At 62.2% G+C, this 18,071-nt stretch carries 18 protein-coding genes; 12 read left to right on the top strand and 6 right to left on the bottom strand.

Annotated elements, in window-relative coordinates; all coding sequences use genetic code 11:
- The first annotated feature begins 19 nt into the window (after positions 1-19).
- The 3 genes from C1725_RS16525 (at position 20) to C1725_RS16515 (ending at position 4,899) form a co-directional block, all read left to right on the top strand.
- Entirely contained in the window at positions 20-1,834 is a 1,815-nt protein-coding gene (locus tag C1725_RS16525) for an alanine--tRNA ligase (protein ID WP_102412785.1), read from the top strand.
- A gap of 68 nt (positions 1,835-1,902) precedes the next feature.
- On the top strand, positions 1,903-3,924 hold the full coding sequence (locus C1725_RS16520; RefSeq protein WP_102412784.1) for a hypothetical protein: 2,022 nt from the start codon (positions 1,903-1,905) through the stop codon (positions 3,922-3,924).
- 12 nt (positions 3,925-3,936) lie between these two features.
- Positions 3,937-4,899 (top strand): alpha/beta fold hydrolase, encoded by a 963-nt coding sequence (locus C1725_RS16515; protein ID WP_102412783.1) that lies wholly within the window; start codon positions 3,937-3,939, stop codon positions 4,897-4,899.
- A 105-nt stretch (positions 4,900-5,004) separates the two neighbouring features.
- Here the strand turns inward: C1725_RS16515 and C1725_RS16510 are convergent, their stop codons facing one another.
- From C1725_RS16510 to C1725_RS16500, 3 genes are all read right to left on the bottom strand, one after another.
- The gene (locus C1725_RS16510; RefSeq protein ID WP_346026765.1) at positions 5,005-5,535 is read right to left on the bottom strand and encodes a DUF2812 domain-containing protein; all 531 of its coding nucleotides are present in this window, start codon (positions 5,533-5,535) and stop codon (positions 5,005-5,007) included.
- A complete protein-coding gene (locus C1725_RS16505) occupies positions 5,522-5,848 on the bottom strand; it encodes a helix-turn-helix transcriptional regulator (RefSeq protein ID WP_102412781.1) in 327 nt (108 codons plus the stop codon). Before C1725_RS16505 ends, C1725_RS16510 begins: the two co-directional genes overlap by 14 nt.
- Positions 5,849-5,972: 124 nt before the next feature.
- Positions 5,973-7,757: a glycoside hydrolase family 2 TIM barrel-domain containing protein gene (locus tag C1725_RS16500; RefSeq protein WP_102412780.1), complete on the bottom strand. Its 1,785-nt coding sequence runs from the start codon at positions 7,755-7,757 to the stop codon at positions 5,973-5,975.
- A gap of 153 nt (positions 7,758-7,910) precedes the next feature.
- On the opposite strand from C1725_RS16500, the gene C1725_RS16495 reads away from it, so the two are divergent.
- Both C1725_RS16495 and C1725_RS16490 read left to right on the top strand, forming a co-directional pair.
- Positions 7,911-9,005 carry a DUF362 domain-containing protein gene (locus tag C1725_RS16495; protein WP_102412779.1) on the top strand — a complete coding sequence of 365 codons (1,095 nt, stop codon included), beginning with the start codon at positions 7,911-7,913 and terminating at the stop codon, positions 9,003-9,005.
- 3 nt (positions 9,006-9,008) lie between these two features.
- A complete protein-coding gene (locus tag C1725_RS16490) occupies positions 9,009-9,452 on the top strand; it encodes a YaiI/YqxD family protein (RefSeq protein ID WP_102412778.1) in 444 nt (147 codons plus the stop codon).
- 62 nt (positions 9,453-9,514) lie between these two features.
- Here the strand turns inward: C1725_RS16490 and C1725_RS16485 are convergent, their stop codons facing one another.
- Positions 9,515-10,864: a sodium-dependent transporter gene (locus tag C1725_RS16485; protein WP_102412777.1), complete on the bottom strand. Its 1,350-nt coding sequence runs from the start codon at positions 10,862-10,864 to the stop codon at positions 9,515-9,517.
- Between the two features lie 90 nt (positions 10,865-10,954).
- Entirely contained in the window at positions 10,955-12,085 is a 1,131-nt protein-coding gene (locus C1725_RS16480; protein WP_102412776.1) for an aminotransferase class V-fold PLP-dependent enzyme, read from the bottom strand.
- A 122-nt stretch (positions 12,086-12,207) separates the two neighbouring features.
- Here C1725_RS16480 and C1725_RS16475 point away from each other — a divergent pair, with 122 nt between their 5' ends.
- The 7 genes from C1725_RS16475 (at position 12,208) to C1725_RS16445 (ending at position 17,525) form a co-directional block, all read left to right on the top strand.
- Entirely contained in the window at positions 12,208-12,492 is a 285-nt protein-coding gene (locus tag C1725_RS16475; RefSeq protein ID WP_346026764.1) for a putative Se/S carrier protein, read from the top strand.
- Between the two features lie 54 nt (positions 12,493-12,546).
- On the top strand, positions 12,547-13,200 hold the full coding sequence (gene nth, locus C1725_RS16470) for an endonuclease III (protein ID WP_102412774.1): 654 nt from the start codon (positions 12,547-12,549) through the stop codon (positions 13,198-13,200).
- A 111-nt stretch (positions 13,201-13,311) separates the two neighbouring features.
- A complete protein-coding gene (locus tag C1725_RS16465; RefSeq protein ID WP_102412773.1) occupies positions 13,312-13,794 on the top strand; it encodes a sigma-70 family RNA polymerase sigma factor in 483 nt (160 codons plus the stop codon).
- A 4-nt stretch (positions 13,795-13,798) separates the two neighbouring features.
- A complete protein-coding gene (locus C1725_RS16460; RefSeq protein ID WP_102412772.1) occupies positions 13,799-14,998 on the top strand; it encodes a hypothetical protein in 1,200 nt (399 codons plus the stop codon).
- A 145-nt stretch (positions 14,999-15,143) separates the two neighbouring features.
- Positions 15,144-16,415: a GTPase ObgE gene (gene obgE / locus C1725_RS16455; protein WP_102412771.1), complete on the top strand. Its 1,272-nt coding sequence runs from the start codon at positions 15,144-15,146 to the stop codon at positions 16,413-16,415.
- An 18-nt stretch (positions 16,416-16,433) separates the two neighbouring features.
- Positions 16,434-16,721, top strand: coding sequence for a YhbY family RNA-binding protein (locus tag C1725_RS16450; RefSeq protein ID WP_102412770.1), 288 nt, complete (start codon positions 16,434-16,436; stop codon positions 16,719-16,721).
- A gap of 138 nt (positions 16,722-16,859) precedes the next feature.
- Positions 16,860-17,525 (top strand): hypothetical protein, encoded by a 666-nt coding sequence (locus C1725_RS16445; RefSeq protein WP_102412769.1) that lies wholly within the window; start codon positions 16,860-16,862, stop codon positions 17,523-17,525.
- 134 nt (positions 17,526-17,659) lie between these two features.
- Here the strand turns inward: C1725_RS16445 and C1725_RS19515 are convergent.
- Positions 17,660-18,071: IS3 family transposase (locus C1725_RS19515; RefSeq protein ID WP_346026763.1), on the bottom strand; the 412-nt coding region annotated here is incomplete at its 5' end.

Genomic DNA, 18,071 nt, shown 5'->3' with positions numbered 1-18,071 from the left:
GGAAAGGAGCATTTTTATCATGAGCGTAAGACCTACGACTTCCAACGAACTGCGGGCGATGTGGCTCAGATTTTTTGAGCAAAAGGGGCACGCGGTGATTCCCAGCGCCTCCGTCATTCCGGAAAACGATCCGACCGTGCTGTTCACCACGGCGGGCATGCATCCGCTGGTGCCGTACCTGATGGGCCAGAAGCATCCGGCGGGCAATCGCCTTTGCGACGTGCAGAAGTGCATCCGCACCGGCGACATCGACGAGGTGGGCGACGCCTCGCACCTGACCTTCTTTGAAATGCTGGGCAACTGGTCGCTGGGCGATTACTTCAAGAAGGAAGCGATCTCCTGGTCCTGGGAATTCCTGACGGGCAAGGAATGGCTCGGGCTCGACCCGGACAGGCTCGCCTTCTCGGTGTTCGAGGGCGACGAGGAACGCGGCATCCCCCGCGACGACGAGGCCGCGAACTACTGGCGCGAAAACGGCGTGAAGGACGACCACATCTTCTTCCTGCCGCGCGCGAACAACTGGTGGGGCCCTGCGGGCCAGACCGGCCCCTGCGGCCCGGACACGGAGATGTTCATCATCACCGACAAGGAGCCCTGCGGCCCGGACTGCTCGCCCGCCTGCGACTGCGGACGCTACCTGGAGATCTGGAACGACGTGTTCATGCAGTACCATAAGAACGCGGACGGCGCCTTTGAGCCGATGGCGCGCAAGAACGTCGATACCGGCATGGGGCTGGAGCGCACGATCTGCGTGCTGAACGGCAAGAAGACCGTCTACGATACCGATGCGTTCACGGGCATCCTCGCCAAGATCGCGGAGCTTTCGGGCAGGGAGTACGGCGCGGACGAGAAGACCACGCGCGCCTTCCGCATCATCGCCGACCACATGCGCACCGCGACGATGATCCTGGGCGACCCGCGCGGCGTCTCCCCCTCCAACGTAGACCAGGGCTACGTGCTGCGCCGCCTCATCCGCCGCGCCGTGCGCTTTGGCATGGAGCTGGGCATGGGCGAGGGCTTTACCTGCGAGATCGCCGCGGTCATCATCGCGCAGTATCAGGACGTGTACCCGGAACTCAAGCAGAACGAGGCCTTCGTGCTCGAACAGCTGAAGCTCGAAGAAGCGCGCTTTGCCCGCACGCTGCGCCAGGGCGAGAAGGAGTTCGCGAAGATGGTCGCCCGCATGGAGGGCGGCAAGGTCATCGACGGCGTCAGCGCCTTCAAGCTCTACGACACCTACGGCTTCCCCATCGAAATGACCAAGGAACTGGCCGCCGAGCACGGCCTGACGGTCGATGAGGAGGGCTTTGCCGCCCGCTTTGAGCAGCACCAGAAGACCAGCCACGCGGGCGCGGAGCAGCGCTTCAAGGGCGGTCTGGCGGACCACAGCGAGCAGACCGCGCGGCTGCACACCGCGACCCACCTGCTGCACGGCGCGCTGCGCAAGGTGCTGGGCGACGAGGTCGCGCAGAAGGGCTCCAACATCACGGCGGAGCGCCTGCGCTTCGACTTCTCCTTTGGCCGCAAGATGACCAAGGAGGAGATCGCCGAGGTGGAACGCCTGGTGAACGAGGCGATCGCGGCGGACGCGCCCGTCGAGATGAAGGAGACGACCGTGGCCGAGGCCAAGGCGGAGGGCGCGATCGGTCTGTTCGAGAGCAAGTACGGCGAAAAGGTGCGCATGTACACCATGGGGCCGTTCTCCAAGGAAATCTGCGGCGGCCCGCACGCGAACCACACGGGCGAGCTGATCTCGTTTAAGATTCAGAAGGAAGAATCCTCCTCGGCCGGTGTGCGCCGCATCAAGGCGGTCATCGGGGCGAAGGCGGAGTAAAGAGAGGGGCACGGGGCCTTCAAAGTATTTTGTAGGCTCCGTAGCCCTTTGCCACAGTGAGGGTGTAAATGAGAAAGAAAAGGATATGCAGAACGCTGCTTGCGGTGGCTGTCATGCTATGCGCTGCGATTTTTGCGGAGACGTTTGTCTTCAATATGCATCATTGGCGGAGTTTGAACTATAAATCGCCTGAAGATATGCGAATGTCTCTGGGGGAAGGCTTCACACAGAATGAAGATGGCTCTTACACGGTGGACGACTTAGGAAACGCTTTTATTTTCATCGATAACATTGAAGCGCCTGTTTATAACCTGTATATCGATGCAGAACGGAACGACACCTGGGATTCCGTGGTGGAGTTCAGACCTTATGCAAACGACGAGGCGAACCAAAACCTCCATCAATTTAAATCCTTTTCTGTACTGTATGAGGTGCCCAGAACACAGTATGCGTTTTTTAACCTTTCAGGTAAGACACGCTCACTGGTTCTTTATCTGGGGGACGACATGCAGGGGGCTCAGGTCAGGATCAACGAGATTAGAATTAACGAGCCGATGCCTCTTTTCTTTTCCTGGATTCGCATGGTGATCGTATTCTTCGTAATGGCGGCGGCTTATGTCCTCCGGCCTTCTGGATGGCTATTTGCACAGCAATATCATCCTTGGAAAAGCCGCCCGCAGGCAGTGCTGATGATTACGCTTACGCTTGTTTATATGGTTTGTGGGTGGAAACTGACACGTCTTAATGAGAATAACATTATCGATGTACCTGAACATCATACACAGTATCAGCAACTGGCCGAAGCCATGGCTGAGGGGCAACTCCATCTGCTGGAAGAGCCCTACGACGATCTGAAGGAGATGGAAAATCCCTACGATTGCCAGCTTCGCACAAGCGATGGTGTTAGCTTTAAATGGGATACGGCCTTTTATAATGGACACTATTACGTATATTTTGGCGTATTGCCCGAGCTCCTTTTATACCTTCCGACTTATGTTCTGACGGGCAGCCACATGGAGAACTGGATGGCGACAGCTATCATGACCATTGTTCTCATTGGAGGGCTTAGCGCACTACTGCATCGAATTGTGCAAAGATATTTTTCAACTGCCCCCTTGGCGCTCGTAGTAATTCTTCAACCGACGCTTATCGTTGCGGTTGGCACACTCACCATGGCGGTCGATGCATCGCTGTATGTTATTCCTGTAGTGGCTGGATTGGCGTTTGCTTCCTGGGGACTATACTTCTGGTTTTCGGCTGATAGGGGGATGGGACGCCCGCTTTCCTGCCCAATGCTTACGTTGGGGTCTCTTTGTATGTCGCTCGTCGCTGCATGCAGGCCGCAGATTCTTTTGGGTGGCTTCGTCGCGTTACCGCTGTTCATGCATCGTCTTCGAGATGTGCGCCTAAAGGATGTGGTTGGTTTTTTTCTGCCAATTATTGCTGTGGCTTCAGGGATAATGCTCTACAATGCCGCGCGCTTTGGCTCGCCGTTTGACTTTGGAGCGACCTATAATCTGACAACCAACGACATGACACGCCGGGGCTTTCGACTTGACCGTATTGGAACGGGCTTGTTTTATTATCTGTTCCAGCCTTCCATATGGCAGGGGATCTTCCCTTATGTGACGGCCAGCTCGGTGCTGACAGCGTATCGGGGCGTTACGATCGCAGAGCCTATGTATGGCGGAGCGCTTGTAGGGATTCCTGCGGCTTGGCCAATATTCGGACTATGTATCGTGAAAGACGAATTGAGAAAACGCCGACTCTACGGCGTAAGTTTACTCTTGATTGCTGTTTCGGTTTGCGTTGCGGTGCTGGATACGCAAATGGCCGGCATTCTTTCCCGTTACATCTTTGACTTTATGCTGTATCTGATGATAATCAGCATCTGCGTTATTCTGGCAATGACAGAAAGGGCCAAGAGCACACAATATGAAAGATATTTATATTTCGCGGTGCTCTTCTTCTGCGCGACGACCATAGTTTTCTATGCACTCAGGCTGTTTGTGCCGGGCGATCGGGCGCTGAACGAATCGATGCCGGTACTGTATCAAAATGTAAAAACGTTAATAGACTGGATGAGCTAAGGAGTAAGACAAATGCCGATGCTGGACAAACCGCTCCGCGAGCTGGAGCAATACAGGGGCATCAATCCCCGGCCCGCGGACTTTGACGCGTATTGGGCGCGGGCGCTCGACGAGATGCACGCGCTGGGCACGGATTGTACGCTCGCGCCCGCGGAGTTTCAGGTGCCGGGCGTGGCGCGATGCAGCGAGCTTACGTTCACGGGCGTGGGCGGAGCGCAGGTGCATGCGCGCTTCATGCAGCCGCTGATGTTTTCGGGCAAGCGCCCCGCGGTGCTGATGTTTCACGGCTATAAGGGAAAGGCGGATAGCTGGCGCAGCATGCTGGCCTTTGCCGGGGCGGGGTTCGCCGTCGCGGCGATGGACGCGCGCGGCCAGGGCGGCGCGTCCGAGGACGCGGCCGCTGCGGGGCAGTCCACGATTTACGGCCAGATCGTGCGCGGCCTGGACGGGGAGCCGGAGGATCTGTTCTTCCGAAGCGTCTTTCTGGATACGGCGCAGCTCGCGCGCATCGTGATGGCGATGGACTGCGTGGACGAAAATCGTGTGGGTGCGACGGGCTTCAGCCAGGGCGGCGCGCTGACGCTGGCCTGCGGCGCACTGGAGCCGCGCGTACGCGCGTTGGCGTCGCTTGGCCCCTTCCTGAGCGATTACGAACGCGTATGGGAGATGGACCTGGACCTCGACGCCTATCAGGAATTGCGCGATTACTTCCGTCACCGCGATCCCCTGCACCGGCGTCACCGCGAGGTGTTTGAACGTCTCGGCTACATCGACGTGCAGCACCTCGCGCCGCGCATTCAGGGACGGACGCTCATGGGCACGGGCCTGCTGGACAATATTTGTCCGCCCTCTACGCAGTTCGCGGCCTATAACCACATGAGCTGTGAAAAGGAGCACCTCGTGTTCCCGGATTACAGGCATGAGGTGCCGCGCGAGTGGGACGAGGCCGCCCTGCTGTGGCTGCTGAGGATGTGACGGCGCAAAGAAGAAAGGGCTCCGCCCCGGATCCCCGCCAGGGATTTTTCCTGAACGGAGATCGTGGGTGCGGGCCCTTTTTTGCGCTGCCGGGAGAGACGCGGATCATTCCCGGACTTGATTCTCCGCGCGCAGCGCGTGCAGACGCGACTGGACACGCTTGCGCACGCTAAGGATCAAGACAAAGATCGCCAGCGTGAGGAGCGTACAGAAAAGGTTGATGACGCTGCCGGTCGAGAAGAAGATTGCGAGGTTGAAAAGGGTGGGGAAGCCCACCAGAAAGAGCAAGAGGGTGTAGAATTCCATGAGCTTTTGCAGGTGGCGCACCTTGGACGCGTTGTCGCTGTACAGGTCGAACGGCCCCTCGGAGGTTCTGCGGCGCAGGTAAACCCAGTTTTGCCAGCGGGCTACAAATTCAATGCCGGATTCCTGCAAAAATTCGAGGTATTCCTGCTGCTGCCCTGGGCTGCCGTCGAGCAGGTCGATGCGGTAGATGTATTCGCCGGGCGCACAGTCCTCGTACGTATAGCAGCAAAGGCAATAACCCGTGAGCGCCCGGCCTCGCTTCGCCTGGTCGTTCAGGTAGAGCTCCTCCTTTTCGGCGTCCACATAATAGTGAAACTCATGCGTCTTCATCTTTCTTCCCTCCCAGAACGGCGATGCCGTTGTCATATAGCTCTCCCAGACGCTCTACCTCTGCGGCGAGCGCCTCGCGCCCGAGCGGCGTCAGGCTGTATTCCTTGCGCCGGGCGTCGCCGGAGGCGCAGGGCTCGATCCACCCCTTGGCGAGCAGGGTGCTGATCGCACCATACAGCGTGCCCGCGCCCAGCGAGACGCGCCCGTGGCTGACCGCCTTGACCCGCTGCATGATGCCGTAGCCGTGCAGCGGCGAGTTCAGCGCCAGCAGAATGTAATACACCGCCTCGGTCAGCGCGCCTTTTTCCTCCATCGTGCGTACCTCCTAAATTATATCGTTGTACGATATATCGTTTGGTGACCTAATTATATCGCGCGGCGATAGGGTTGTCAAGCAAAAGCGGCACGGAAAAATCTTCCATGCCGCTGAAGCCGCGTCAGCCTTTGGCGCCCGTTGTCTTCGATTTGTAATATCGCCGGACGACGTCAAAGGCGAGCTTGCGCGCCTTGCGGTCGTCCGCGATCAGTCCCTTTCTGTTGAAGCCCTCCTGCTGGGCGTTCAGGCGGATGGGCGAGCGGAAGTCGTACAGGATCCAGGGGAAGAAGCCCTGAAGGCGGCCGTCCGCGATTTCGAGCTGCTTTTCGTAGACCTTAGCCTGGTGCTCCTCGGTGAAGAGCTCCTCGTCGCCGCCGTGCAGCCCCGCCCGCGCGCCCGCGCCCGTCTCGCTGATGACCAACGGCTTTTCCGTGCGCGTGCGCTGGAGAATCTCCGAAAGCGGCGCGTAATCGCGGTAATACCAGCCGTAGTATTCGTTGAAGGCGACGACGTCCACGACGTCGGCCAGCCGGTCGCACACGCGCATCTCGTCCACATTGACCAGGCAGGCCGCAGTCGTCAGCCGGGTCGGATCCAGCCGGCGGCAGAGGCGCACGAGCCCGGACATGAAGTCGAAGCGCTCCTGCGTGTCCGGGTTTTCGTTGCCCACGCTCCAGAGGATCACGCTGGCGCGTCCCCTGTCGCGCAGGATCAGCTCCTCCAACTGGCGGCGCGCGCAGGCCTCGGTCTGCGGGTCGGAGAAGTCGATGGCCCAGTAGACCGGGATTTCCTCCCACAGCAGCATGCCCAGCTCGTCCGCGAGGCGCGCCATCTGTTCGCTGTGCGGGTAGTGCGTCAGGCGCATCGCGTTGCAGCCCAGCGCTTTGGCGTCCAGGATCGCCTGCCTCGCGTCTTCCTCGCGCAGCGTGCGCCCCTTGCCGGGCGCTTCCTCGTGACAGCAGACGCCGCGCAGGAAGATTTCCTCACCGTTGAGCAGGATGCGCCGTCCCCGCGTTTCGATGCGCCGAAAGCCCACGCGATCCCGCACGCGGTCGCCCTCGCAGGAGATGACGGCGTCGTAGAGCACGGGCGCGTCGGGCGACCAGAGGCTGGGACGGGCCGATAGCTGCCCGCAGGCTGTGCCGTCCGGGGAGACCGCGAGCGTCACGCGGGCGTCCAGCTCCGGCAGGGCGACCTCGACGCGTTCGCCGCCGCGCGCGCCGGACAGCCGGACGCGCACGTCGATTCGTTCATCCGAATCGGGGCTGAGGGCCAGAAAGGCATCCTGTATGAACCGGGCGGGCACGCGCAGCAGCGATACCTCGCGCGTCAGGCCGCCGTAGTTGAACCAGTCGTAGTTGAGGGAGGGCACCTGACGGGCGTCGCGCGCGTTGTCCACCTGTAAGATCAGGCGGTTATGGGAACGGAGCGCGTCCGTCAACTCCACGCAGAACGGCGTGAACCCGCCCTCGTGGCGCGCGAGCAGCCTGCCGTTCAGAAACACGCGGCAGACGTAGTTCGCCGCGCCTATGCGCAGGAACACGCGCTCGCCGGGCCTCTGAGCGGCGTAATCGAACGCGCGCGCGTAGACAGCCGCTCCCTCGTAGAGCGCGTAGCGCGCATCCGCGCAGTTCCAGCAGCCGGGTACCTGCACGGTGGGCCAGGCGTCCAGGTCGTAATCGACGGGCGTGGGGCGTCCCTCGGCGTCCTCGGCCTTTTCCTCGAAGAAGCGCTTGCGAAGGCAGGTGTTATAGGGGTCCGGCGTGAAATGCCAAGGCCCCGAGAGGCTTTCCTGCGCCCGGTCGAAGGGCGCGAGCGCGCTCCCGGGATCGACGGGCGGGATGTCGAACTCGGCGAGAGGGTTGAGGCTCAGGAGCGTTCCGTAGTCTTCCTGCATGCGGTTCATGTGGCGTCACCTTCCTATGTTTCCGCATTATAGGGCGACGCCGGAGGCTTGTCAACCGCGGCTGTTGCGCGTACATGCGGCTTTGGGTATAATAAAGCGAGAATACCGCGAAAAAGAGAGACGCCTTTGGGGGAAGTGGAGGGGGAACCGCGTATGGAGAAAAATGACGTGCTCGCCGTCTATGGCACGGACGCGAGGCAGATGGCGCGGGCGATTTTGGAAGCCGCGAAAATCGAGGAGCTGATCGGCTCGCGGGATGCGCGCATCGCGCTCAAGCCGAACCTGGTGACGGCGCGGCCCGCCGAGGACGGGGGCACGACCCATCCGCTGCTGCTGGCGGGCGCGATCGAATACCTGCAGGAGAAGGGGTTTCGCCGCATCAAAATCGTGGAGGGCTCCTGGGTGGGCGACCGCACGCAGGAGGCGTTCGACGTCTGCGGGTACCGCGCGCTGAGCGAGCGCTACGGCGTGCCGCTCGTGGACACGCAAAGGGACGGTTCGCATGCGGTGGACGCGGCGGGCATGCGGCTTAACGTGTGCGATTGCCTGCGGGAGATCGACTTTCTCATCGGCGTGCCCGTGCTCAAGGGGCACTGCCAGACGGCGGTGACCTGCGCGCTCAAGAACATGAAGGGCCTGATTCCCAACAGCGAAAAGCGGCGGTTTCACACGATGGGGCTCATGAAGCCCATCGCCCACCTGAACGCGGCGATCCGCCAGGACTTCGTGCTGGTGGACGCGATCTGCGGCGACCTGAACTTTGAGGAGGGTGGGAACCCCGTTCCGCGCGGGCAGGTGCTGGGATTTCGCGACCCGGTGCTCTGCGACGCCTGGGCCTGCGAGGCGTTGGGCTACGCGCTTTCGGACGTGCCCTACGTCGCCATGGCGCAGGCGCTTGGCGTGGGCAGCGCGGACGTGCAGGCGGCGCGCTTGACGGAGCTGAACCGTCCCCAGCGCCGGGAGGGGACTGCGCAAAGGACGCGCCGCGTCGCGGCGTTGAGCCGCTGCGTGCGCGAAAAGGACGCGTGCAGCGCCTGCTACGCCAGCCTGATTTACGCGCTTGAGCGCCTTAGCGTGGAGGGCATTCCCGCGCCCCGGGAGGTCTGCATCGGCCAGGGCTGGCGCGGGGAGCGAGGAGAGCTGGGCGTCGGCCAGTGCACCTGCGGCTTTGCGCGCTTCGTGCCGGGCTGCCCGCCGCGCGCGGCGGACGTGTTTGCCTGTTTGAAGGAACGGGCGGGGGAGGCGTGACGCATGCGCATTCTGATCGACGCGGACGGCTGCCCGGTGGTGAGCGCGTGCGTCGCCTGCGCCAGGCGGTTTGACGTGCCGGCGGTCATCCTCTGCGACGAGGCACACGCGATCGAGCGCGAGGGAGCGGAGACGGTCACCGTTTCCAAAGGCGCGGACAGCGTGGACTTTCATCTGGTAAACATGGCGCAGCCCGGCGACGTCGTGGTCACGCAGGATTACGGGCTCGCGGCCATGGCGCTCGCCCGGCGCGCGCGGGCGCTGAACCAAAACGGCATGGAGTACACGCCGGAAAACATCGACGGCCTGCTGCTCGCCCGCCATACTGCGCGCAAAATCCGCAGCGGCGGCGGGCGGATCAAGGGGCCCCGCAAGCGCACGCGCGCGGAGGATGAGGCGTTTGAACGCGCGCTGGAAAGAATCATCCGGGAAGAACAGAAGCGATAAACAGGGCGGCCTTCACGCGCGTGAAGGCCGCCCCGTTTTATGTCAGGCGCCATTGGCGCGCCTCAGCCGATTCCGCCGTAGAGAATGCCCAGAATGAAGACGACGACCGCGAGCGGCACGTACACAAAGCGCGCCGCCGGGCCGAAGAGCCTGCCCAGCGGGCGGGCGCGGCCGGTTTCCAGCTCCCGGCGAATTTCGCGATAGCCCAGCACGTAATAGATGGAGACGGCCCCCAGCACCGCGCCGAACGGGACGACGATGATGGTGATGAAGTCCATCCAGCGGCCGACGTCCGGCTCCGCTTCGAGGAACAGGCCGACCAGCAGCGCGATGCCGCCGCACAGCAGCACGGCCGCCCTGCGGGGCAGGTGAAAGCGCGTCTGCCAGGACTCCGAGACCGCCTCGAACATGTTGATGAGGCTGGTGATGCCCGCAAAGGCGACGGAGAGGAAGAACAGCGCCGCAAACAGGCGGCCCATCGGCATCTGACGGAAGATGTTCGGCAGGGTGATGAACATCAGGGGCGGGCCCGCGTTCGGCTCGATGCCGAACGCAAACACCGCGGGCATGATCGCGAGCGCCGCGAGCATGGCGGCCAGCGTGTCGAACACGGCGGTGCGCACGGAGGCGGCGGGGATGTCCTCGCCTTTGGAAAGGTACGTGCCGTAGACGATCATGCCGGACCCCGTGATGGAGAGCGAGAAAAACGCCTGGCCCATGGCCATGACCCAGGTGTCGGCCTTGAGCAGGTCCTCCCAGTGCGGGGTGAAGAGAAAGCGGTAGCCCTCTGCGGCGCCCGGCAGGAAAGCGACGCGCACGGCGAGAAGGGCGAACAGGATGAAGAAGGCGGGCATCAGCACCTTGTTGATGCGCTCAATGCCCTTGGTGGCCCCCAGCATCAGGATTCCGCAGGAAAGCACGATCACCAGCACGTGCCAGGGGACGCTGCCGAAACTGCCCGTTGCCTCGCTGAAGAAGCGCGCGGCGTCCTCGGTGAGGATGGCGCCGGTGAGCGAACCCGCGAACGCGCGCACCACCCAGCCGACGATGATCGCGTAGCCGATGGCGATGCCGAGCGAGCCGAGCAGCGGAATCCAGCCCAGTGCGTAGCCTACCTTGCCCCGGCCTACGCGGTTCCAGCAGTATTCGTACGCGCCGAGCGTGCCGGTCTTCGCGCGCCGCCCGATCGCGAACTCCGCCGAGAGCCCGACGAAGCCGAACAGCGCCACGAACAGCACGTAAGGAATCAGGAATGCGCCGCCGCCGTACTGCCCGACGCGGTAGGGAAACATCCAGATATTGCCCATGCCCACGGCGGAGCCGACGCAGGCGAGCACGAAGCCCGCGCCCGAGCGGAAGCCGCCGTTGGCGTGCGTGGATTCGGAGGGAGCCGTCCTTCTTTTGTCGTTCATCGATGTGTACCTGCCCCTTCTTTTGTCTGCCTTTATACTACCCGATGAATGCGAAAAGGTCAAGGCCCGCTGCGTGAACTGCGCCCTGCGCTAGGCGCGGCGCGCGGCGATCCGCTCCACGCTCGTGAGCAGCAGATCGACGTCCCGCTCCGTGTTGAAGGGGCCGGGGCTCGCGCGCACCGCGCCCGTCTCCAGCGTGCCCAGCAGCTGGTGCGCGCCCGGCGCGCAGTGCAGCCCGCCGCGCACGGCGACGTTGTCAGCGTTCAGCGCGTCGGCGACTTCGCCCGAAGCCATGCCCTCTACGTTGAAGGCGGCGAGCAGGCTGCCCGGCGGCGAGTAGAGGCGGACGCCCGGAATCTGCCGAAGGCCGCCGGTGAGACGCGCGCACAGCGCGCGATGGTGTGATTCGATCTCCTCCCGGTGCTGGCGCACGAAGCGTATGCCCGCCGAGAGCCCCGCGATGCCGGGCAGGTTGAGCGTTCCGCTCTCGAAGCGGTCGGGCATGTCGTCGGGCTGAAACATGCTCTCGGAGACGCTGCCCGTGCCGCCCTGGCGCAGGGGATAGACGCTGAGCCCCTCCCGGATGTAGAGGCCGCCGGTGCCGTGCGGGCCGAGCAGCCCCTTGTGGCCGGGAAAGGCGAGCATGTCCGCGCCCAGCGCCGCGGGCGAGACGGGCACGTGCCCCAGGCTCTGCGCCGCGTCGACGAGCAGCGTCACATTGCGGCGTCGGCAGACGCCCGCGATGCGCCGCACGTCCTGAACGACGCCGGTGACGTTGCTGGCGTGGGTGAGGACCATCAGGCGCGTGCGCGGCGTGATCGCGGAAAGCGCCGTCTCGGGCGTGACGCGCCCGTCCGCGCCGGGCCGCACGAGGGTCAGCGTGATGACGCCCATGCGCGCAAGCTCGCTGAGCGGGCGCAGCACGGAATTATGCTCGAGCAGCGTGGAAACCACGTGGTCGCCGCGCTGCACGAAGCCGTGGATGGCGGTGTTCAGAGCGTCCGTACAGTTTTGACAAAAGACGATGCGCGAGGGATCCTCGACGCCGAGAAAATCGGCCAGCTGCTCGCGGCAGCTCCAGACGATGCGCCCCGCGGCGAGGGAAAGGCGGTGTCCGGAGCGCCCGGGGTTCGCGCCCGCCTGGGTAAGCGCGTCGCTCATCGCCGCCGCCACCTGCGGCGCTTTGGGAAAGCTGGTCGCCGCGTTGTCCAGATAAATCACGAATGCTTCCTCCTGTGCGTTCGTCACGCAGCGACGCCGCGCGCAATACAGTATATTAAGCGCGCGGCGCATGATGACAAACGGGCCGCGCGGACAAGGCAGGATACGAGGAGGAAATGAGCATGGACGAAGAGGTATTCGGCATCGCGGCGTTCCGTTCGCGCCAGCAGGTGCTTCGCTTCGAGGGCGCGCTTCGGCGCGCAGGCATCCGCACGCAGGTCGTCGCCACGCCGCACGACGTGGCCATCGGCTGCGGGCTCTCGGTGCGCTTTGAGACGGAGGATACGAGCGCGGTGCTGGACGTCTACAACAAGACGCGGCCCGGCAACCTGATCGGCTTTTATCACGTGGACCGGAGCGGCGGCGGCAGGCCGGGGCTGTACCCCATCTACCGGCGCGAGGGTTGAAAAGGCGCGAAAAAACGCGTATAATGGGGAAAACGGCGTAGAGGAGTTTTCCCGATGGATCAGGAAAAAAACCAGGCGATATTGCAGGAGCTCTCGCGGCTGTATCCGGACGCGAAGGCGGCGCTGCACTTTCAAAACCCCTATCAAATGCTGGTGGCGACGGTGCTCTCCGCTCAGTGCACGGACGTCAAGGTCAACAAGGTGACGCCCGCGCTCTTTGCCGCCTATCCCGACCCCGCGCATCTGGCGGCCGCCGAGCCGGAGGACATCGAGCCCTACATCCAGTCCTGCGGCATCTACCATAACAAGGCGCGGAACCTGGTGCTGGCCGCGCGGGAGATCGTGAAGCAATACGGCGGCGAGGTGCCGAACGACTTTGAGGCGCTGCAGCGTTTGCCCGGCGTCGGGCGCAAGACGGCGAACGTCGTGATGGCGAACGCCTTCGGCGCGGACGCCATCGCCGTGGACACGCACGTGTTCCGCGTATCCAACCGCCTCGGCCTCGCCCACGCGGACGACGTGCTGAAGACCGAACTGCAGCTTCAGGAAGCCATCCCGAAAAACCAGTGGTCCACGGCGCACCACTGGCTGATCTACCACGGCAGGCAGGTCTGCGCCTCCCGCAAGCCCGCCTGCGAGCGGTGCACGCTCCGGCCCCTTTGCGATTATGCCCGGGCGCAGGACGCGCCGGAGGAAGCTGCGCAGTGACATCCCGTCCGAGGGCGAAAGCCTTCGGGCTTTTTTTATTATAGGGATACGGAAACCGGACTGCTGCGCTGTCGTCTTCGTCTAATAAGCGAAGGGAGGGGACGTGGGATTATGGATCAAAGATCGGCCTGGCTCGAGCGCGCGATTCAGCGCTGGGAGCAGGCTCTCATGCGGACGGCTTACGCGTACCTTGGCGACTTTGCGCTTGCCGAGGACGCGGTGCAGGAAACCTTTCTGAAGGCATGGCGGGCGCGCGACCGTTTTCGCGGGGAGGCGGAGGAAAAAACCTGGCTGATGCGCATCGCTATCAATACCTGCAAGGACATTCGGCGCGGCGCGTGGTTTCGCCATATCGACCCGGCCGCGTCGCTCGACCGGCTGCCCGAGGGATCGGTTCCTTTTACGCCGGAGGAGGACGCGATCACCCGCGCGGTGCTAACCCTGCCGGCGAAGCTGCGCGCGGTCGTGATCCTTCACTGCTTTCAGGGGCTCACGGGCGATGAAACGGCGAAGGTGCTCGGCATATCCAGATCGACGGTGTTTGAACGGCTGCAAAAGGCGCGCGCCGTGATACAAAGAGAACTGGAGGGATGACAGGATGAAGGTGACCGATAACGATATTCGGCAGGCCATGGAGCATCGCCTGTCCGCGCTGGACGGCGCTTCGTCGCGCCGCGCGCGCATTCTGCGACGGATTGAACGGGAGGGAGCGCCCGGCGTGGGGAGAAAGTGGTCCGTGGGATTGATCGCGGCGGTCGCGCTGCTGCTGACGTTCGCTGGCGCGGCGCTCGCCCTGACGGCGAACCTGTTCACGTTATTCGCAGAGCGGGATGGGCGCTATGAAAAGGCGGCCGATCAGGCCGCGCTGGCGACTTCCACACCGGTGCTCGCGGAAGGCGTAAGCGCGCGGTTTGACAGCGCTCTGTACGATGGAATGACGCTGAACGTAGCGCTCGGGGTGGAGCGCTATTGCCGGGTGACCGAATATACGCCGGACGCGCAGGCGCTCTCTTCCATGGAAGCCGTGCCGGAACTGCCGGCGTTCGCCCTGGACGAAAACGACGGGGATTTAAGCGCGGCGCGGCGCGCGCTCAAATCAGCGGTAGAAGACGGCATACCCTATGGCTATGCATCCGTACAATACCTTCCTTCAGATCGCGTGGTGACGGACGACGGAATCGACATTCCGCCTTATAGGGGGGATGCCCTCGTGGATGAAGCGGGGCGCTATGTGGAAATGCTCGAGTTCGTTTCGCCCCTGCCGCAGGCGCTGCAAAATCTGGACGTCCTGACGCTCAACTGCGACATCGATCGTTATGAAGATGCGTGGTACTTCGACGGGCGGACATTGTACCTTCGTAATGCGCGCGCGAAGGCCGGAACCATCCGCGCGAGCGTCTCCCGCAGCGAAGGTCTGGTGCAGGAAATGCGGGGCGCTTGCGGCGCAGGGAGCGCGTCGTGCGTCGTATCGGCCCAGGTGTCTGCGATGGGCGCGGTGATGACGTTTACCGGCGCGGAGGGCCTTACGCTGCGGAAGCTGCTGGGTGACTCCGCAGAGATCCCCGGGGATATGGATCCGACGGACGTTTGGATCGATATGACCGCGCAGGACGAGAAGGGGCGTGTCTACCGCAGCGAATACGGCTTGGACGCCGATCAGCCCTTTCCCGTCACGCAGACATTCATGGGCGTGGGCGAATTGCCGCAATGGCTCGATGTGACCGTATTCTGGACGTGGGAGGGGGCCGCGAAGGGCGTTGGCGCGCAGCTGACCCTGCGGCTTGAGACGGCGAAGTGACCGCTTCGCACGTCGGGAAAAAAAGATAGGGGAATCGCCGGATGATTTTTGCTTTTTCCCTGTCATCCGGCGGTTTTCTGTGGTATAATAGATTGCTTCTAAGCCAATATTTGTTTTGGTTCCAATACGCACCATGGAGGATCAGATGTCTCTTTTCGTAGATAAAGTCAAGATCACCGCCAAGGCCGGAAACGGCGGCGACGGCGCGGTGGCCTTTCACCGCGAAAAATACGTGCAGAACGGCGGCCCGGACGGCGGCGACGGCGGTCATGGCGGCAACATCGTGCTGCTGGCCGACCCCAATATGCACACGCTGATGGACTTCCGCTTCAAGCGCAAGTACGCCGCGGCAGCCGGTGAAAACGGCGCGGGGCGCCTTTGCAAGGGCAAGAGCGGTGAAGACCTCGTCATCAAGGTGCCGGTGGGCACGGTCGTGCGCGCGACCGCTACGGGCAAGCTCTGCGCGGACATGCACGAGGCGGGCCAGCGGCACATCCTGCTGCACGGCGGACGCGGCGGCTGGGGCAACAGCCACTTTGCCACCTCCACCCGTCAGGCTCCCAACTTTGCCAAGCCGGGGCAGAAGTGCGAGATATACGAATTCGAGCTGGAGCTCAAATCCATCGCGGACGTGGGCCTCGTCGGCTACCCGAACGTCGGCAAGTCCACCATCCTTTCCGTCGTCACCTCGGCGAGACCCAAGATCGCCAACTACCACTTCACCACCCTGACGCCGAACCTGGGCATCGTGCGCCACCACGGCGAGGACTTCGTCATGGCGGACATCCCCGGTCTGGTGGAGGGCGCGCACGCGGGCGTCGGCCTGGGGCACGCGTTCCTGCGCCACGTGGAGCGCACGCGGCTGCTGGTGCACGTGGTGGACGTTGCCGGCAGCGAGGGGCGCGACCCGGTGGAGGACTTCGAGCACATCTGCGACGAGCTGGCCTGCTACGGCGCGCTGGCCGACCGCCCGCAGATCGTCGCCGCCAACAAGATCGACCTGCCGGGCGCGGAGGAAAACCTCGAAAAGCTGCGCGCGCACCTGAGGCACACGGATGTAGAGGTGTATCCCGTTTCGGCGGCGACGCATCAGGGCTTTGACGCGCTGCTGGACGCCGTCGCGCGCGTGCTGCCGACGCTTCCGCCCATCGGGGTGTACGAGGAGGAGCCCGAGGCCGTGGAGGCGGCGGACGAACGCGCGCCCTTCACCGTGCGGCGCGAAAACGAGCTGTACGTCGTGGAGGGGCCGGACATCGAGCGGCTGATCGATTCGGTCAACTTCGACGACGAGGAATCCATGAACTGGTTCCACCGTACGCTGCGGCGCACGGGCGTCATCGACGCGCTGCGCGAAAAGGGCGCGGGCGAAGGGGACACCGTCGCCATCGGGGATATGGAATTCGACTTTGTAGAGTGATTTAGAGGAGAAAAACAGATGACAAGCAAACAGCGGGCCATGCTCCGTTCCATGGCCAATACCATGCAGCCCATATTGCACGTGGGCAAGGAGGGCGTTACCCCGAACATCGTGCAGCAGGCCTGGGAGGCGCTGGAGGCGCGCGAGCTCATCAAGGGTACGGTGCTCGAAACGTCGCCCCAAAGCGCCCGGGAGGTCATCGCGGAGCTGTGCGAAAAGACGCACGCCGAGCCCGTGCAGTGCATCGGCAGCAAGTTCGTGATCTACCGTCCGGCGAGCAAGGATCCCAAGATCGTACTGGAATGACCTACAAGGAGCGGCCCGGCATGCGCAGCGCGCACGCCGGGCTTTTTTGACGTACAACGACGAAGAATAAAATTGTGCAACATTGACAAGGAAGAAAATGTGTGCAATAATAAGGTAACATACAAAGGAGGGTGTGCGATGAAAAAGAGATGCGTCAGGTGTAAGCTGGAGTACCCGGAGGAAGAGACGGAATGCGAAATCTGCCGCCTGCCGCTCGTGCCGGTGGAGGAGGAAGCGCCAAAGGCGCAGGCCGAAGAAAAAAGCGAGGATGCGGGCAGCGACATGACGGAGGGGGAACCGTCGCAGGAAAGGGCAAGAGGCGTGCCCTATCAGGCGCCGCTGGTGACATTTTTTCGACACTTTTATGTCGTCGTCGGCTGGATTGCCGTTGTCGTCGGCGTCCTGTACACCCTTGTCACGAGCGCATATTGGGGCTGGAGAATTGAGGGGTTTATTGCATCCCTGCCATTTTTGATAGCTGCCTGTGCCGTCTTTATTGGATATTTGGTGAGGGGAAACCTTCTGGGGATGATGCAGGATACCAACCAAAAGCTATCGGATGGCGGCCCAAAGGATTCCGCTCCATATGACAGCAGGGCACTGCGCTTTGTGAGCAAGGTTTACCCGGTTATGGCTTGGGTGCTGATTGTCCTTGGTTGTTTGGGTATATTTTTTCTATTCTTGTCATACGATCGCAGCATGATGCCTTTGGCTTTTGTTGCGGCGATTTTGGGCGTACAAATGCTCATGGAAAGTCAGCAGATCGGTCTGCTGGTGGACACCAACCGCAAAGCGATCCGCTGAAAGAGAACTTTCGTGCGGATAAAGTATCAAAGGGGCCGTTGCACAAAAAGACCGTAACAAGAAAATGAAAAAAAGTGGACTGTATCCGGTTGAACGGACAGGAAAATAAAAGGATATTGTAGAATTACGCAACCTTACGCGGCGTTGCTCCTGATTTCATAGGGAGTAAGGCCGTATTTCAGGTTAATGCGTTCGAAGTTGTAGAAGTGGACATATTGTGCAACCAACTCCTCTACCTCTGCGCGAGTAGAATAATGGGCACGATAAAGGCATTCCGATTTAAGCGTTCCGAAGAAATTCTCCATAGCAGCATTGTCGTATGGACAACCGGGACTGGACATAGAGGGTTGAAAGTGATATTCTTTGCTTAGGTCGAAGTATGCTTCGGAGGTGTATTGAGACCCTTGGTCACTGTGGAGCGCGAGTCCATCAGTGACCTTCTCTGTTATCATAGCGTCTCGGATCGTCTGAGTAACCAGCGATGCGGCCATGTCGCCACCAATGCGATAGGCCAACACCATTCGACCACAAAGGTCAATCACCGCA

Source organism: Beduinella massiliensis (genome assembly GCF_900199405.1).
Lineage (GTDB): Bacteria > Bacillota > Clostridia > Christensenellales > Aristaeellaceae > Beduinella > Beduinella massiliensis.
This window is presented reverse-complemented; position numbering and strand designations above follow the sequence as displayed.

Bases quoted from the DNA above. Each gene is read 5' to 3' on its own strand.
- C1725_RS16460 (WP_102412772.1), top strand. From the start codon at position 13,799: ATGAAGGTGACCGATAACGATATTCGGCAGGCCATGGAGCATCGCCTG.
- C1725_RS16450 (WP_102412770.1), top strand. From the start codon at position 16,434: ATGACAAGCAAACAGCGGGCCATGCTCCGTTCCATGGCCAATACCATG.
- obgE (WP_102412771.1), top strand. From the start codon at position 15,144: ATGTCTCTTTTCGTAGATAAAGTCAAGATCACCGCCAAGGCCGGAAAC.
- C1725_RS16485 (WP_102412777.1), bottom strand. From the start codon at position 10,864: ATGAACGACAAAAGAAGGACGGCTCCCTCCGAATCCACGCACGCCAAC.
- C1725_RS16445 (WP_102412769.1), top strand. From the start codon at position 16,860: ATGAAAAAGAGATGCGTCAGGTGTAAGCTGGAGTACCCGGAGGAAGAG.
- C1725_RS16465 (WP_102412773.1), top strand. From the start codon at position 13,312: ATGGATCAAAGATCGGCCTGGCTCGAGCGCGCGATTCAGCGCTGGGAG.
- C1725_RS16495 (WP_102412779.1), top strand. From the start codon at position 7,911: ATGGAGAAAAATGACGTGCTCGCCGTCTATGGCACGGACGCGAGGCAG.
- C1725_RS16525 (WP_102412785.1), top strand. From the start codon at position 20: ATGAGCGTAAGACCTACGACTTCCAACGAACTGCGGGCGATGTGGCTC.
- C1725_RS16475 (WP_346026764.1), top strand. From the start codon at position 12,208: ATGGACGAAGAGGTATTCGGCATCGCGGCGTTCCGTTCGCGCCAGCAG.
- C1725_RS16510 (WP_346026765.1), bottom strand. From the start codon at position 5,535: ATGAAGACGCATGAGTTTCACTATTATGTGGACGCCGAAAAGGAGGAG.
- C1725_RS16515 (WP_102412783.1), top strand. From the start codon at position 3,937: ATGCCGATGCTGGACAAACCGCTCCGCGAGCTGGAGCAATACAGGGGC.
- C1725_RS16500 (WP_102412780.1), bottom strand. From the start codon at position 7,757: ATGAACCGCATGCAGGAAGACTACGGAACGCTCCTGAGCCTCAACCCT.
- nth (WP_102412774.1), top strand. From the start codon at position 12,547: ATGGATCAGGAAAAAAACCAGGCGATATTGCAGGAGCTCTCGCGGCTG.
- C1725_RS16490 (WP_102412778.1), top strand. From the start codon at position 9,009: ATGCGCATTCTGATCGACGCGGACGGCTGCCCGGTGGTGAGCGCGTGC.
- C1725_RS16505 (WP_102412781.1), bottom strand. From the start codon at position 5,848: ATGGAGGAAAAAGGCGCGCTGACCGAGGCGGTGTATTACATTCTGCTG.
- C1725_RS16520 (WP_102412784.1), top strand. From the start codon at position 1,903: ATGAGAAAGAAAAGGATATGCAGAACGCTGCTTGCGGTGGCTGTCATG.